Annotated in this window: 14 protein-coding genes and 2 pseudogenes; 10 read left to right on the top strand and 6 right to left on the bottom strand. The window is 60.3% G+C overall.

What is annotated here, in order from left to right:
• The first annotated feature begins 81 nt into the window (after positions 1-81).
• Together ASG57_RS35885 and ASG57_RS35880 are read left to right on the top strand one after the other, a co-directional pair.
• The gene (locus ASG57_RS35885) at positions 82-864 is read left to right on the top strand and encodes an enoyl-CoA hydratase/isomerase family protein (protein ID WP_057199249.1); all 783 of its coding nucleotides are present in this window, start codon (positions 82-84) and stop codon (positions 862-864) included.
• A 50-nt stretch (positions 865-914) separates the two neighbouring features.
• Positions 915-2,192 carry an acyl-CoA dehydrogenase family protein gene (locus ASG57_RS35880; RefSeq protein ID WP_057199248.1) on the top strand — a complete coding sequence of 426 codons (1,278 nt, stop codon included), beginning with the start codon at positions 915-917 and terminating at the stop codon, positions 2,190-2,192.
• Between the two features lie 53 nt (positions 2,193-2,245).
• Here the strand turns inward: ASG57_RS35880 and ASG57_RS35875 are convergent, their stop codons facing one another.
• From ASG57_RS35875 to ASG57_RS35865, 3 genes are read right to left on the bottom strand one after another with little or no spacing between them, the layout of a single operon-like run.
• Positions 2,246-3,112: an HTD2 family dehydratase gene (locus ASG57_RS35875; RefSeq protein WP_063997051.1), complete on the bottom strand. Its 867-nt coding sequence runs from the start codon at positions 3,110-3,112 to the stop codon at positions 2,246-2,248.
• Positions 3,112-3,567, bottom strand: coding sequence for a Zn-ribbon domain-containing OB-fold protein (locus ASG57_RS35870; protein WP_057199246.1), 456 nt, complete (start codon positions 3,565-3,567; stop codon positions 3,112-3,114). The genes ASG57_RS35875 and ASG57_RS35870 overlap by 1 nt, the downstream gene beginning before the upstream one ends.
• Positions 3,568-3,571: 4 nt before the next feature.
• Positions 3,572-4,723 carry a thiolase family protein gene (locus ASG57_RS35865; protein WP_057199245.1) on the bottom strand — a complete coding sequence of 384 codons (1,152 nt, stop codon included), beginning with the start codon at positions 4,721-4,723 and terminating at the stop codon, positions 3,572-3,574.
• A gap of 482 nt (positions 4,724-5,205) precedes the next feature.
• On the opposite strand from ASG57_RS35865, the gene ASG57_RS37425 reads away from it, so the two are divergent.
• From ASG57_RS37425 to ASG57_RS35850, 3 genes are all read left to right on the top strand, one after another.
• Positions 5,206-5,613: an acyl-CoA dehydrogenase family protein gene (locus tag ASG57_RS37425; protein ID WP_230646580.1), complete on the top strand. Its 408-nt coding sequence runs from the start codon at positions 5,206-5,208 to the stop codon at positions 5,611-5,613.
• Between the two features lie 223 nt (positions 5,614-5,836).
• A complete protein-coding gene (locus ASG57_RS35855) occupies positions 5,837-7,024 on the top strand; it encodes a cytochrome P450 (RefSeq protein WP_082529128.1) in 1,188 nt (395 codons plus the stop codon).
• A 65-nt stretch (positions 7,025-7,089) separates the two neighbouring features.
• Positions 7,090-8,226, top strand: a complete 1,137-nt coding sequence (locus ASG57_RS35850; protein ID WP_057199303.1) for a nitronate monooxygenase — start codon at positions 7,090-7,092, stop codon at positions 8,224-8,226.
• Positions 8,227-8,281: 55 nt separating this feature from the next.
• Here the strand turns inward: ASG57_RS35850 and ASG57_RS37420 are convergent.
• The 3 genes and pseudogenes from ASG57_RS37420 to ASG57_RS35835 all read right to left on the bottom strand — a co-directional run.
• Positions 8,282-8,569 (bottom strand): annotated as a pseudogene (locus tag ASG57_RS37420) (IS5/IS1182 family transposase); the annotation flags it as partial.
• A 499-nt stretch (positions 8,570-9,068) separates the two neighbouring features.
• Positions 9,069-9,279, bottom strand: a pseudogene (locus ASG57_RS37415) (SOS response-associated peptidase); the annotation flags it as partial.
• 74 nt (positions 9,280-9,353) lie between these two features.
• Positions 9,354-9,986 carry a TetR/AcrR family transcriptional regulator gene (locus ASG57_RS35835; protein ID WP_162250102.1) on the bottom strand — a complete coding sequence of 211 codons (633 nt, stop codon included), beginning with the start codon at positions 9,984-9,986 and terminating at the stop codon, positions 9,354-9,356.
• A 193-nt stretch (positions 9,987-10,179) separates the two neighbouring features.
• On the opposite strand from ASG57_RS35835, the gene ASG57_RS35830 reads away from it, so the two are divergent.
• The 5 genes from ASG57_RS35830 (at position 10,180) to ASG57_RS35810 (ending at position 14,692) form a co-directional block, all read left to right on the top strand.
• Positions 10,180-11,367 (top strand): ABC transporter substrate-binding protein, encoded by a 1,188-nt coding sequence (locus ASG57_RS35830; protein WP_057199239.1) that lies wholly within the window; start codon positions 10,180-10,182, stop codon positions 11,365-11,367.
• Between the two features lie 67 nt (positions 11,368-11,434).
• Positions 11,435-12,292, top strand: coding sequence for a branched-chain amino acid ABC transporter permease (locus ASG57_RS35825; RefSeq protein ID WP_057199238.1), 858 nt, complete (start codon positions 11,435-11,437; stop codon positions 12,290-12,292).
• Positions 12,289-13,239 (top strand): branched-chain amino acid ABC transporter permease, encoded by a 951-nt coding sequence (locus tag ASG57_RS35820; RefSeq protein ID WP_057199237.1) that lies wholly within the window; start codon positions 12,289-12,291, stop codon positions 13,237-13,239. Before ASG57_RS35825 ends, ASG57_RS35820 begins: the two co-directional genes overlap by 4 nt.
• Positions 13,236-13,994 (top strand): ABC transporter ATP-binding protein, encoded by a 759-nt coding sequence (locus tag ASG57_RS35815; RefSeq protein ID WP_057199236.1) that lies wholly within the window; start codon positions 13,236-13,238, stop codon positions 13,992-13,994. Before ASG57_RS35820 ends, ASG57_RS35815 begins: the two co-directional genes overlap by 4 nt.
• On the top strand, positions 13,991-14,692 hold the full coding sequence (locus ASG57_RS35810) for an ABC transporter ATP-binding protein (RefSeq protein WP_057199235.1): 702 nt from the start codon (positions 13,991-13,993) through the stop codon (positions 14,690-14,692). The genes ASG57_RS35815 and ASG57_RS35810 overlap by 4 nt, the downstream gene beginning before the upstream one ends.
• Positions 14,693-14,700 lie beyond the last annotated feature (8 nt).

Below are 14,700 nucleotides of genomic sequence, written 5' to 3'. Positions count from 1 at the left end.
GGCGGGTGCAACCGCCCGGGGGCGGTGGATAATGCATCCGCCGCCGACTGCCAACCTTCAGCGCGAAAGCCAGTGAACTCCATGATCGATAGTCCAATCGAAGTCAGCGTCGAAGAAGGTATTGCTACCGTTCTTATCAATCGTCCTGACCGCAAGAACGCGCTATCTGTGGCGGCGGCTAATGGACTGGCCGATGCCTGGGACCGGATCGAAGCGGACAGCAAGATCCGGGCGGTAATTCTAACCTCTGCCGACTGTGGCGTCTTCAGCGCGGGGCTTGACCTCAAGGAGGCGGCCGAGATCGCTCGCAACGAACAGATCGATATCCTGTCCAAAATGCGCGATCCTTTCCACGAGCGCATGCGCACGTGCTCCAAGCCAATCATTGCCGCGATGACCGGCTCGCTGATGGCGGGCGGAATGATGCTGTCGCTGATGTGCGATCTGCGCGTCGGTCTCAAAGGGACTAAGGCCGGCATCACGGAGGTAAAGATCGGTCGTGGCTCGCCCTGGGCCGCTCCGGCCCTCTATATGCTACCTCAGGCAATCCTTATGGAGATCGTTCTGACGGGCGATCTCATGCCAATTGAACGGCTGCACGATTACGGTTTCACTAATTATCTTGAAGATACACCACACGCTGTGCGCTCTCGTGCCAAGGATTTGGCTATGCGCATTGCCAACGGTGCGCCATTGTCTGTCATTGCTGCCAAAGCCAGTGTTCGCTCGACGATGGACCTCGGATGCCGCGAGGGACTGGTAGAGGGTAAACGCCTTCACGAAGTTGTCTATGCCAGCCAAGACGCAATCGAAGGTCCCAGAGCGTTTGCCGAAAAGCGCAAGCCGGTCTGGCAGGGCAGGTAAGGGTGCGCGTGATCTAGCGGCTCTGTCGGGAGATCAGAACGCAAGGTTCCGTGACGAGCGTTGCCTATTTAGAAACTAGCGGGGCGATCGCAGTGGGCAGTGTTGCGTTTGAACTTCCCGAGTACGTCGTTGAAGTGCGCGATGGCGTTCTGCGTTTTGTCGATTCGCAGGTCGTGCCGCTGATCGATGGGAATCGCACGCTTCTCGAAGATCAGCGACGGCTGTACGACGAATATGGTCGATACAGCGCCGAAGTACGCACGTTGATCCAACAAGTTAGGATGCTTTCGGCCGAAGCCGGCTTCTATGCGATGTGCGCACCGGCGGAAATCGGGGGAGGTGGGCTGGGGCACCTTGTCTACTACGTGGCCTGGGAGGCGATATATCGCCGGCTCGGGGGGCAGGGCGTCATTATTCCCTGGGTCATTGCACACTGGGCTTTCGGGCCCAGCCGACTGCTCACCCAGGTCACAGAGGTAGCCCGCGAGAGATGCTTGGCGGGCATGATGGCCGGGAAGACATCGATGTGCTTTGGTCTTTCCGAGCCGGGGGCCGGCTCAGACGCCAGCATGATCAAGACGCGGGCTGACAAGACCGGAACAGGCTGGAAAATCTCTGGCCGCAAGCTCTGGACAACCAACGCTCCCACTGCGGAATGGTGCATTGTTTTCGCCATCACCGACGTCGAGAAAGCTGTGCGAAAGGCTGGAGGCATCAGCGCATTTCTCGTTCCAACCGATGCACGAGGATTTCATGTTGAGAGCGTCGTGCGCTTGTTTGGTCACGTCGGCGGGCACGAGGGCGCTCTTGTGCTTGAGGAGGTAGAGGTACAGCCTTGGCAATTGGTCGGCGAGCTCGACCAGGGATTCAAGATCGCACTATATGGAGTCTCGCTGGGTCGGGTGTACAACGCCGCCCGAGCTGTCGGACAGGGAAGATGGGCGCTGGAAATGGCCATCGACTATTCGAAGCAACGTGAGGCCTTCGGTTCAAAGATCGCGGAGTATCAAGCCGTCTCGTTTCCGATAGCCGAAGCAGCTACGGAATTGCACGCTGCGCACCTGATGGGATTGAATGCAGCGATGCTCCTCGACCGCGGCGATAAAGCGCCGAAGGAGCTTTCGATGGCAAAGGCCTATTCGGTACAAGCCGGATTTCGCGCCGTGGATCGTGCAATTCAGACACACGGCGGCATGGGATTGACGAACGAAATCGGTCTTGTTCACGCCTGGCAAGACCTGAGGATCGTCAACATTGCCGACGGCACGAATGAAATCCTGACGCGAATGATTGCCCAGCGATTACTGTCAGGCGACGTCGATCTCTAAGCCCGGGAGGAAGTTGACGATGTGTCCGCCGTCGATTCCCGCGGCCAAACCGGTCAGGTGAACCGAAGTTGCACCTCCATGGCGATGGTTCCGCCCGACGTCATTGCCCACAACTCGGCTCCCGCCCCGCCGTCGGCCGGGCGCCCCGTGACGTCGAATGGCGCGGTATCGAACAAGGGTGCGCGCGCGCGTTGCGTGAATGAAGCAATCGTCCTGGTCGGATTTTTGTCGCGAGCGAGATCAATGAGACATTGCTGAGAATAGGGGCCATGAACCACCAGGCCTGGGTAACCCTCCACGGTCATCGCGTACGTCCGATCGTAGTGAATACGATGCGGGTTGAAGGTTACAGCCGAATAGCGGAATAACGACACCGGATCCGTTTCGATCTGTCGTGTCCACGGTAGACCGGCGGGTGGCGTGCTTCGCTTTGGAATGCCGCTTTGCTCTCCCGGTTTCACGGCGTCGCGAAACACGGTGTAGCTCTCCTCTACGATCGCGAGACCACGTGGTGAAAATATACGTCGCGTTTGCGTAGCAAAGAGAAGAGGGCCCGTACTGCCGGAACGCAAGGTAATATCCGTCAGTTCCGTCTCACGTTTGAGAGAGTCACCCACGAGAAGCGGATGATGAAACGCCAGGGTCGTACCCGCGTACATGCGTCGCGGGAAAGGCACCTCGGGTATCACACCCCCCGAACTGGGCAAGCCGTCCTCGCCCAGCGTCGCCCTGCGCGCGAATGAATGGAAATAGGCGAGGTGCCATCCGGGCGGAATCGCTCCACCTTTGATGGGTACCGCATCGTCTCGATCGAATGCCGCGACGAGACCGAAGAGGGGCGCTCGCGTAGCTTCGTCTTCTTCCACGATCTTGGTGCCTATGTGTTTGCGCAAGCCGTCAATGTCGATTTCGGCAGCCATCATCGTTCTCCCGAGCTGGGTGCGGACATATCGGTCGCGGGCGCTGCAAGAACGAATCCGGGCAGCGTAAGGCCTGGTTTAGCTCTCTCGACGACGAGGCGGACGGGCATGCCGATATCGAGTCTCGTGTCCACGGGCGCATGCAGTCGCGCTAGCATGCGCACACCTTCCTCCAGATCGACGGTCACCAGCGTGTAGGGAAGATCCGACCGGTAACCGTCGTGAAACGGATGATGCGTGATCGTCCAGCTGTGAATTGCACCTTGCCCCGATGCTTCGATCCACCGGGTTTCGAACGAATGGCACGCATCGCATACTGGCCGAGGATAATGCCGGACTCTCCAGCAACGCGCGCATTCCTGAAGCAGCAGCCTTCCCTCGTTGAGGCCCTTCCAGTAGGGCATGGAGTCGGGCGTCGGTTCGGGCACGAGTTTCGAATAGATGTTTTCGGTCATGCTCTCAACCTCTCCTCATGATCGCTATCGACCCGTCGCCCATGTCGCCGTAGCCGGAGACGAGACCCAGTTCGGCTCCGTTTACCTGGGCCTTTCCGGCACTTCCCCTGAGCTGCTTTACAAGTTCGACCACATGGTTCATCCCGACCATGTGCGCTTGGGAAAGCAGACCGCCATGCGTGTTGATCGGCAGGTTTCCGCCAAGCCTTATGGCGCCGCTCTCGACAAACGATCCGCCCTCGCCCTTCTTGCAAAAGCCGATATCTTCCAGCTGGCAGAGAACGACATACGTAAAACAATCGTAGATCTCGGCCACCTGAATTTCCCGAGGCGATACGCCCGCCATCGCAAAGGCCTTGGGGGCGGCTTTTGCAATGCCCAAACGTGTCATATCGGGACGCTGGGTAATCGAACTCGGAGAGTCGGGATGTCCTTCAGCCACGCCCATAACGAGGATTGGCTTCTGTCTCATATCCTTGCCGCGCTCGGCAGCGCTGACGACGATCGCGGCACCGCCATCGCTCTCAAGACTGCAGTCCAGCAACCGAAGCGGATCGGAGATCATGCGCGAATTCTGGTGATCTTCAATGGTGATAGGCTTCGTCATCATCGCATTGCCATTCAGGACTGCGTTGTGGCGGGTCGAGACGGCGATCTCCCCAAGTTGGCGGCTTGTCGTGCCATAGAGTTCCATGTGCCGCCGCGCCATCGCGGCGTAGAGCTGCGCTGGCGCGATTGCCCCGATCGGCATCTCGAACTCGCCGACGACCTTGAACTGCGGCATCTGCTGGACCCGGGTGCCAATGCGACCTGCAGACGAGCCGTTCCGTCCGATCGGCAGCAGCACATGGTTGCAGAGACCTGCGCTGATCGCTAAGAGCGCGGCTTGAATTCCGGCCACGCAACTTGCGCCTCCGAGAGGCGTGGTGGCTGAAAAGCGAAGGTCGTCGATGCCGAAATTTGTCACGAAATCCTCCGCGACGACCGCTGAGTTCGAATAGGGAATGATACCGTCAATGTCTTTAGGCGACAGTCCGGCGTCGTCGATGGCTTTTAGTGATGCTTCGAGCTGAAGAGCGAGCACGCTTTTTCCAGAGTTGCGGCTATATGCCGTTTCGCCGACGCCGGTTATGGCGATCCGTTCCCGGAGTGACATCTAAAGCCTCCTTAATTGTACTATGTTGTCTTTGGCCATCGCGACGCCGACGATCTGAGCTGATACAAGGCCGACCGAAACAGTATGGCCGTCTTGCTCGTATGTCTCGAGTAACCCTTTGCTTCATCGAACAAGCTCGACGCATCCGGATATGCCGACTCTCCGAGCTCCTACGGCCGGCCAATTGGGTCGTCCCGAATGAACCAAAATCATGTAGCAGCCTCCTTGACCGCGGCTGCAGAACATAAGAGTATAAACCAAACAAACGTTAGAATTGTTGCGCAATGAAGGCAAGTGCCCGGCTGCTCGGTCAGGGGCTGAGGGGGCGGTTCGGAAGCTGCGAGATCTTGCGCAAGCGAGGGCCACGTCCGTTGTGGCGCATCGCACCGACTGTGCACGGAGCACTTGGCGGAGGAGGATGCTCATGGACTTGAGCTACGGCCCCAAATATCGAGCGCTACGGGAGGAGGTTCGCGGCCTTCGTGAGGCGCCACGGCGACCTATCGCCGCGAACGGGCGGCGGCCGCAAGCGACCCGACAAGCGGGCGCTCGAGTGGCAACACCTGCTGCTTCGACACGGATATTTCGCGCGCACGATTCCCAAAGAGTATGGCGGCTTCGGATTACCTTTGGACGTAAGGGAGCTGGCGATCATAGCCGACGAGTTTTCGACGGCCGGTGTTTCCGCTGGCATTATGAACCAAGGGATATCGATGCTCGTTCCGACCCTTCTTGAGGTCGGATCCAAGGAGCAGTGTGCGAAATGGATCGGTCCGACCATCCGCGGCGAGGTCATCTGGTGTCAAGGTTATTCTGAGCCGGGGTCTGGCTCGGACCTCGCTGCCGCAAAAACACATGCGCGGGTTGAAGATGGTCAGTCGCACGTCTGACCACGGAAGTGCATGGAGGGATGGGCTTCACTGACCTGCTTGGCTTGCACTATTGGTTCAAACGCATCGCGTTTAACCGTCAGATGCTGGGAGCGCCCGAGTATTGTCGGCAGGAGGCTGCAGCCGTGCAGGGCTGGCTAATGGCGTGAATTGGAATACGGCGGCTTGGTCCGGCCGACGCTCGCCAGACCGCAAGTCATCTTTGAACGCTTGGGAGGCAAAATTGAGTATCCGTCCACCTGTCGAGGATTGGGCAACAGACTTCGATCACCTCGATCCACGATGGATCGAGGACCCCTTTCCGATCTGGGCCGAGTTGCGCAGTTCTTGTCCCGTTGCGCATACCAATCGGTTTCAGGGGGTATACTTGCCTACGCGCTACAAGGACATTCGCGAGATCGCATATGACACGCAAGCCTTCTCCTCGCGCCGTGTGCAAGTACGCGCGACCCCGCCGCCCATAAAATCGCCGGCACCGCCCATCACCTCCGATCCCCCACACCATCGCCTGGCGCGGATGGTGTTGCTGCCGCCTTTCACGCCGGCAGCCATCGACAAGCTAATTCCCGAAACGCGCGTCATCTGCAACGAGCTAATCGACCGGTTCGCCGGCAACAACGAGTGCGACGCGGCGCTCGACTATGCCCAACATATTCCCGTGCGCGTGATAGCAAAATTGCTTGGATTACCGGCGGATCATGGTCAAAAATTCCGCGACTGGGTGCATGGAGTGGTCGAAGCGGCAGTTCTTGATGACGAAGCGATGGTGCGCACGCTGGAGGAAATGACCACCTACTTCCTTGACCAGGTGCAACGGCGGCGAAGGGCCCCATCTGAAGATCTCATCAACTATCTTGTTGCCGCTCGTGTCGACGGGCAACCTCTTACGGACAATCACATTCTGGGAACTCTGCGACTGCTCCTTATTGCCGGCATTGACACGACGTGGAGCGGGATCGGGGCTTGCTTGTGGCATCTTGCCAAGACACCTGAAGACAGGCGCCGGCTTGCAGTGGACCCTTCCCTGATGCCGACGGCGATCGAAGAATTATTGCGAGCTTACTCACCCGTGACGATGGCCCGCATGGTAACCAAGGATACCGTCGTTGAAGGCTGTCCGTACAAGGCAGGTCAGATGGTCCTCCTTTCGTTCCCCGCAGCCAATCGCGATCCTGCAATGTTTCCGGACGCCGACACGGTCATCATCGATCGCAAGGAAAATCGACATGCCGCCTTCGGCCTCGGCGTCCATCGTTGCATAGGATCGAATCTAGCTCGAATGGAGCTTAGAGTGGCCGTCGAGGAGTTTCTCAAGCGAGTTCCCGAGTTTCATATGGCAGATCCCAAGGCGGTGAAATGGTCCGAAGGAGCCGTAAGAGGGCCCCGCGCGCTGCCCTTGAAGCTTGGATAGAATATGGCCGTGAGAATCGTAAGAGCTGTGTCGTGGTGTGATTGACCATAGACGAGAAGAAAAACATGAACTCCGAATTGTGCGACAAGCTCGGTATAGAGTTTCCACTGTTTGCATTTACCCACTGCCGCGATGTCGTTGCGGAAGTGACCAACGCGGGAGGCTTTGGCGTCCTCGGCGCGGTCGGTTTAACACCGGATAGTCTTGAGATCGAGATGGACTGGATCGACAAGAAGGTCCAGGGCAAGCCGTATGGTATTGACTTGCTCATCCCAACCAGGATGGAGGATAAGGCAGGTGTACTAACCGACGACAAGCTCCGCGAGCAGATCCCTATGGGTCACCGCAAGTTCGTTGAAGAACTTCTCGATCGGCATGGAATCGACTCAACTGATTTGTGGAACGGCGAATACGACGGCCGCTCTTCGGACAACATGCGGGAAGTTGGTGCTCTAAAGCTCATTGACGTTGCTTTCAATCATCCGATCAAGCTCTTCGTGAACGCGTTGGGTGTGCCGCCAAAATCGGTGATGGAGCGCGCTCGAGAGAGGGGCATCATGGTTGGCGCGCTGACTGGTGCAAGAGAACACGCTGTCAAGCACGCGCAAGCTGGAGTCGATATTCTAGTGGCCGCTGGCGGGGAGGCTGGGGGTCATTGCGGAGAGATCGCAACGATGGTGCTGATTCCGGAAGTGCTTGAAGCGATCGAAAGTTACAAGGATATCTATGTCTTGGCGGCGGGCGGCATTGCGACTGGCCGGCAGATGGCGGCTTGCATGGCCATGGGGGCTGCGGGTGCCTGGACCGGCTCCGTGTGGCTGACGACGACAGAGGCGGAGACGACACCCACCGTCAAAGAGAAGATGCTGAAGGCGACCTCACGTCAGACGGTCCGTTCTCGCAGTCGAACCGGCAAGCCCACGCGCCACCTGCAGTCAGCATGGTCGGATGCCTGGGCTACAAAAGATGCGCCTGATCCGCTGCCCATGCCACTGCAGGGACTGCTCAGTCGCCCCCCGTTTTCGAAGATCGATAAGCTTGCGGCCGGCGGGCACAGCGGTGCAAAGGAGCTTGCTGCCTATTTCGTCGGTCAGGCAGTCGGTCTGATGAATGCCGAGCAGTCGGCGCGATCCGTAGTTTTGGATTTCAAGCGAGATTTTGCGGAGGCGGTCGAGCGGCTATCCGCAACGTTGGCTGACTGAGCTCTTACGATTGGGAAGACTTCGTACAGTGCTCCCGACCCAAGGTGGTCGTCCGTTAAGAAGCCGAATTGAGCGGGGCTGGACAGGCCAGCGTGCGCCATAGAGCTGACAGGAACAGGCACCAGAGTTCTCTCAGCCAGGCGAGGATGCGGCGGAGGCCCACGGCTGAGAGGACGACGTTGGCGGCGTCGCCGGCGCGGTCTTTGAGGAAGCTGCGGCCGAGATGGCCTTCGGCCTTCATGTGACCGATGATGAGCTCGATGGCGGAGCGACGGGGCAGCTCGCGCTTGATGACACCAAAGACGTCGCGCTTCTGGCCGGAGATGAAGACGCGACGGGGGTTTGCCTGAAAGGCGCTCCCGAAAAACCAGCTCCATAACTGTCCGCGATTTAGCGGAATCCTTGTCCCGCAATTACTGAAATCACTGTCCGCGAATTACCGAAATCGGTGTCCGGGAATTGCCGAAACACGTAAACAGAAGTGCCAACAAGCTGACGGGCGGTATTAGCTGGCTAAAATAAGTCAGCAGGCTCCCAAGCGGCAGGCGCGCCCCATGCCGTTCCGGTATCCACAATGGCTCGGACCGGAATCGAACCGGGTCTGACTCGGAAGCCCGATGGGGTTGACCGACTATAATATCGCGAGGTCAAGGGAGGGCCTTGATGCGTACCCTCATCCATTGTGCTCCATGATGCCGAGCGAGACACTTACCTCGGGCTGGGCGACTTCGGGGGCAACTCGGTTGCGCTGGACGCTGCGATTGTGGGCTGCGATAATGGCACCGGCGGCGATCACCGCGCGCACGGCTTCTGCTTGAGCGCGTCGACCCTGCTCAACGAGGAGGCTTCGATTTTGCGTCACGATCGCCCTTGAACTCAGCACAGCAAAGCACGTGAGCGGCCGATTATCATCGATCGCGAACCAGACGACGTCCTTTTTCTTGGTCTCGAGGTTCGGCTCGGGCGCGTACTCGGCCAACCTATTGGATGGCCCCAGCATCGGTTTTTCGGCTTCAGTCATCCGCGCCAGCGTGGTGACGACGTGTTGCGGATACCCATGGCAATTGTATGCCAGTATTGCTTTCCGTGTTGGTCAGTCCAGCCAGCGCTTTTTCAATTGCCCTGCTTTACCGAGCCGCAGCGCTGCGAAATACATGGAACATCGCAGCCGTGACTTCGTCCGGAGTGGATGCGCCTGTGTTCGAGAACCACTGCGGAGCCCAATTGAACGCACCAAAGATGGCAAATATGAACATTTTCGGATCGTCCACGCAGATGGTGCCATCTTTGCTGCCTTCTTCGAGAATTTTCCGAACGGTGATCTCAAATTGCTTCTTGAGCGAGCGAAGCTTGCGTCGTGACTGCGCGTTAAGCGAGCGGTCGCTGACCAGAGCCAGGCACACCCCGAACTCGGACAGTATGAGTCTGCCATACATCGTGAAGAACTGTTCGAGGCGGTCGATTGCGGGAAGCTTCGCGTCTTGATCGCGAGACAAGGCCTCATTGAGGTCGACGAGAGCCGTATGCGCCACCTGATAGAGCAGGTCTTCCTTACTCTCGATGTAGTAGTAGATCGTCGGCTTGGTTACATTGAGAGCTTCGGCGATCTGATCGATCGTTGTTTCGTGAAAGCCGCGATCCGCGAACAGAAGTGCTGCCTGTTTAAGGATTAGACGACGCTTGGCCTCGTGCTGCTCCTGGCGCAGGTCGACGCTTTCCCAAACATTGGGACGCTTTCTCCCCACTGGTTTTTTCGTCATCCCTGTACTTCCCCAAGTTGCGGCACGATGCAGGAAGCGACACACCGTCGCGCCCTGTCTCCAATGCACATTTCTCCGCCTGCGTTCAAGCCGCAGGTCGCAAGCCGCTCCGCGGCTTGACATTTACCTGGAGGTCAGAGATAGCCTACTCCTCAGTAAGATACATCTAAATGACAGGTTTTTGGGAGGTTTTATGCATCGTCGTACATTTTTGCTGAGCTCGGCCGGTGCGGCGCTGTCGGCCTTTGCTCCGGCGACAGGTGTTCTCGCTGCGGATGAGCCGGCTGATTTTCATATCGCCGGTATCCTGGCGTTTTCCGGCGCTTACGGCATCATCGGCAAGGACATGCGGCAGGGCGTCGAACTCGCCATCGCCGACCGCGGCGGCAAGGTGCTCGGCAAGCCGATCCGGGTGTCGTGGGAAGACGACGAGACCAAGCCGCAGCCCGCCGTTCAGAAGGCGACGCGCCTGCTGGCGGGTGGCGCGCAGATGATGTTCGGCGCAGTCGGCTCGGCATCGACGCTGGCGCTGCAGGGCCTGGCCGACCAGCGCAAGATCCCGCTGCTGGTGACCATTTCCGCCGACGACAAGATCACGCGGCCGAACGGTTCGCGCTACACGTTCCGCACCTCGAACACGCTCGGCATGGAAATCCGGATGTGCATCGAGTTCGCGAAGGTCAAGGGGCTGAAGAAGATCTACGGCGTGACCGCCGACTACCAGGCGACCCGCGACGGCTGGGAGCTGTTTGCCGCCGAAGCCAAGAAGGCCGGCATCGAGATCGTCGGCAATGACTACGCGCCGCTCGGCAACCGCGATTACTCCGTGATCGTCGACAAGATGGCGAAGTCCGACGCCGACGGCATCGCGGTCATCGTCACCGGCAATGACGCGGTCACCTTCCTCAAACAGTCCGGCCAGGTCGGCCTCAACAAGACCAAGACCCAGTTCGGTCCGGTGCTGCAGGACGAGACCCTCGCTGCGGCGGTCGGCCCGGCAGCGGTCGGCGTCTATTCGGGCGTGCGCTACCACTTCACGGTCGATAATCCCGCCAACAAGAAGTTCGTCGAGGCCTACCGTGCCAAGTACAACGAGTGGCCCTCGAGCTTTGCCGGCGAGGCCTATGACGGCATCAGCTGGTGGCTCGATGTCGTCGAGTCGACCAAGAGCTGGGACCGCGAAACGTGGGTCGATGCCTTCGCCAAGAGCACCCGCGAGAATTCGCTCGAGGGCAAGAAGGTCATGCGCGGCTGCGATCACCAGGCGGCGCAGGTCGGCCTGTGGGGTGTCGTGACCGAAGGCCAGGCGCCGTTGCCGCCGCTGACCATGAAGATCACCGACGTGTTCGACGCCTCCAAGCTGTTCGACGTCTGCTCGTGAAACGAGGCGCGTCCCGGGCCGGGACGCGCCTCACTCCTCGTCTTTCCAACCCCCGGATCTCCCTGGCGTGTCGACGATCGTCATCGGCCTGAGCTTGAGCTTTCTGCTGTTCCTGCTGGCGGCGGGCCTGACGCTGATCTTCGGCATGCTGGGCGTGATCAACTTCGCCCACGGCGCCCTTTATATGCTGGGCGCCTATGTCTGCTACCAGATCGTGCACTGGACCGGCTCGTTCTGGATCGGGCTGGCGCTCGCGCCGCTGGTCGTTGCGGCGCTCGGCGCGGCGATGGAGGTGATCACGCTGCGGCCGGTCTACAACCGCGATCACATCTATCAGCTGTTGCTGACCTTCGGCTTCATCCTGGTGATCGAGGAATCGGTTCGCCTGATCTGGGGACTCGATTACAAGCAGGTGCCGACGCCGGCCCTGTTTTCGCAGCCGATTGCACTGTTCGGCAGCCAGATCCCGTCCTATCGCCTGTTCATCATCGGCTTCGGCGCGCTGGTCTCCGTCCTGCTGTTCCTGCTGCTCGATCGCAGCAAGCTCGGCATGGTGATCCGCGCCGCGAGCTCCGATTCCGAAATGGCACAGACGCTCGGCGTCGACGTGGCGCGGGTGCGCACCGCGGTGTTTGCGCTCGGCTCCGGGCTTGCTGCGCTCGGCGGCGTCGTCGCGGCGCCGCTGGTGCCGATCGAACTCGGCATGGGCTTTAGCGTGATCATCGATTGCTTCGTGGTGGTGATCATCGGCGGCCTCGGCAATATCAAGGGCGCGATCTTCGCCGCGCTGTTGCTCGGCATGGCGCGCGCGGCCGGGTTCACCTATGCGCCGGAGTGGGTGGAACTGATTACCTTCGTGCTGCTGATCGTCACCCTGTTGACCCGCCCGTCAGGCCTGTTCAGCCGCAAGGGACGTGCGGCATGAGCATGTTCCGTCTCGACCAGATCCTGATGGCGGCCGCCATCGCCGCCATGATCGTCTTTGCGATGGTTTCGACCAGCGAGGAAAGCCTGAACCTGATCAGCCTGATCCTGATCTGGGGGCTGTTCGCGATCGGCTTCGACCTGATCTTCGGCATGGCCGGCATGCTGTCCTTCGGACATGCCGCCATGTTCGGCGCTGGCGGCTATGCGCTGGCGCTGCTGGCGCCTCAGTTCGGCTTCCTGCCCTCGCTGCTGGTGGCGGCCGTCGCCGGCGCGGCGCTGGCCTTCCTGCTCAGCGTGTTCGCATTGCGTGTGTCGGGCCTGTTCTTTTCGCTGCTGACGCTGGCGCTGGCGCAACTCGTCTACATCCTAGCCAGCACGAAGCTGCGGGCCTTCACCGGCGGTCTGGACGGTATTCCCGGCGTGCTGCGGCCGGCCCTCTTCGGCGTCGATTTCTACAACAACCGCAACTATTTCTACTTCCTTGTCGCGGTGTTCGTGATCGGCTTGGCGATCATGGCGCTGTTGCGCGTCTCGCCTTTCGGCAGCGCGTTGAAGGCGGTGCAGGCCAACGACGTCAGGGCCGAGCAGATCGGTTACAACGTGCAGCGGCTGCGCCAGTGCGCCTTCATGATCTCGGGTGCCTATGCCGGCGTCAGCGGCGCGCTGCTGGCCTCGCTGATGTTCTATGTCAGCCCGCAGATGCTGCACTGGAGCACCTCCGGCGATGTGCTGATCATGACGCTGCTCGGCGGCAAGGGCACCTTGCTCGGTCCGGTGCTGGGCGTCGCGGTGTTCGAGGTCCTCAAGGAGGAACTGAGCCAGTTCACCGAGCACTGGTACGGCATCCTCGGCATCGTCTTCATTCTCTGCACAATCTTCCTGCCGAAGGGAATCGCCGGTCTCTTTGCCGTGTTCGGACGCATCGGGAGAGGTGCGTCGAAATGAGCACCGGCGCCGGCGTTTCCCTGCAGTGCGAGAACATCCAAGTCGCGTTCGGCGGCCTCAAGGCCGTCGCGGGCGTCAGCCGCAGCTTCCTGTCCGGGCGGATCTATGGGCTGATTGGGCCCAACGGCGCCGGCAAGACCACGCTGATGAATGCACTCTCTGGCCACGCGACGCTGGCCGCCGGGCAGGTGACCCTGAACGGGCGGGACATCACGAAACTGTCCATCCATGCGCGGACGCGGGCCGGCCTCGGCCGCAGCTTCCAGATCACCAAGATATTCTCCGGCATGACCGTGCTGGAGAACCTGAAGCTCGGGGCTTTCGCCCACCGCTATCGCGTGCAGCCGTTCTGGATGCCGGCCGGCCGCTTCGCCGAGATCCGGCAGGATGCCGAACGGGTGCTCGAACAGATCGGGCTTGAGCGGCTGGCGCATGCACCGGCCGAGAACCTCTCGCACGGCGACCAGCGGGCGCTCGAGGTCGGCCTCGCGCTGCTCAGCGATCCCAGCGTGCTGCTGCTCGACGAGCCGCTCGCCGGCGTCGGCCATGAGCGCCTCGAGCAGGCCATCGACCTGATCCGGCGGATCGTGGCGGGACGAACCGTCCTGCTCATCGAGCATAACATGGACGTCGTGATGCAGATCTCCGACGAGATCGTCGTGATGGTGCAGGGACAGTTGCTGGCATCCGGTTCACCGGCGGAGATCAAGGCGAACCCGGCGGTGCGCGCCGCCTATCTCGGGAACGACGAATGAGCGCGCTGGCCCTGCAGGATTGCGACGTTTTTTACGGCAAGGCGCAGGCCCTGCATCACGTCTCGATCGACGTGGCGGCCGGCGAGGTCGTGTCCCTGATCGGCCGCAACGGCGCCGGCAAGAGCACACTGCTGAAGGCGGCCATTGGCCTCAATGCCGTTCACAGCGGGCGACGGCTGATCGGCGATCGCGACGTCACGGCGCTGAAGCCCCATCAACTCGGGCGGCTGGGGCTTGCCTTCGTTCCGGAAAACCGGCGCATCTTCCCGAACCTGACGGTCGAGGAAAACCTGAAGATCGCGACCGTAATGGGCCGCAAGGGGCCGTGGTCGCTGCAGCGCATCTACCAGCTGTTTCCGCGGCTGCAGGAGCGCGCGGCGCAGGGCGGCGATACGCTGTCCGGCGGCGAGCAGCAGATGCTGGCGGTCGGCCGCGGCCTGCTGACCAATCCGGAGGTACTGCTGCTCGACGAGCCGACCGAGGGACTTGCGCCGCTGATCGTCGACCAGCTCATCGAGTCCATGCGCGTCATCAATGCCGAAGGTATTGCCATGCTGCTGGTCGAACAGAACCTGAAGGTACCGCTGAAGCTGGCGCGCCGGCAATTTGTTATCGATAATGGCCGGGTCGTCTGGTCGGGCACTACCGCAGAACTGCAGGCGGATCGCGCCCGCATTGAGTCTCTCATCAGCGTCTAGGAGGAAGT

The sequence above is a fragment of the Bradyrhizobium sp. Leaf396 genome (assembly GCF_001424605.1).
GTDB lineage: Bacteria > Pseudomonadota > Alphaproteobacteria > Rhizobiales > Xanthobacteraceae > Bradyrhizobium > Bradyrhizobium japonicum_C.
The sequence above is the reverse complement of the archived record's forward strand: the minus strand, read 5'-3'. Positions and strand labels throughout refer to the sequence as shown.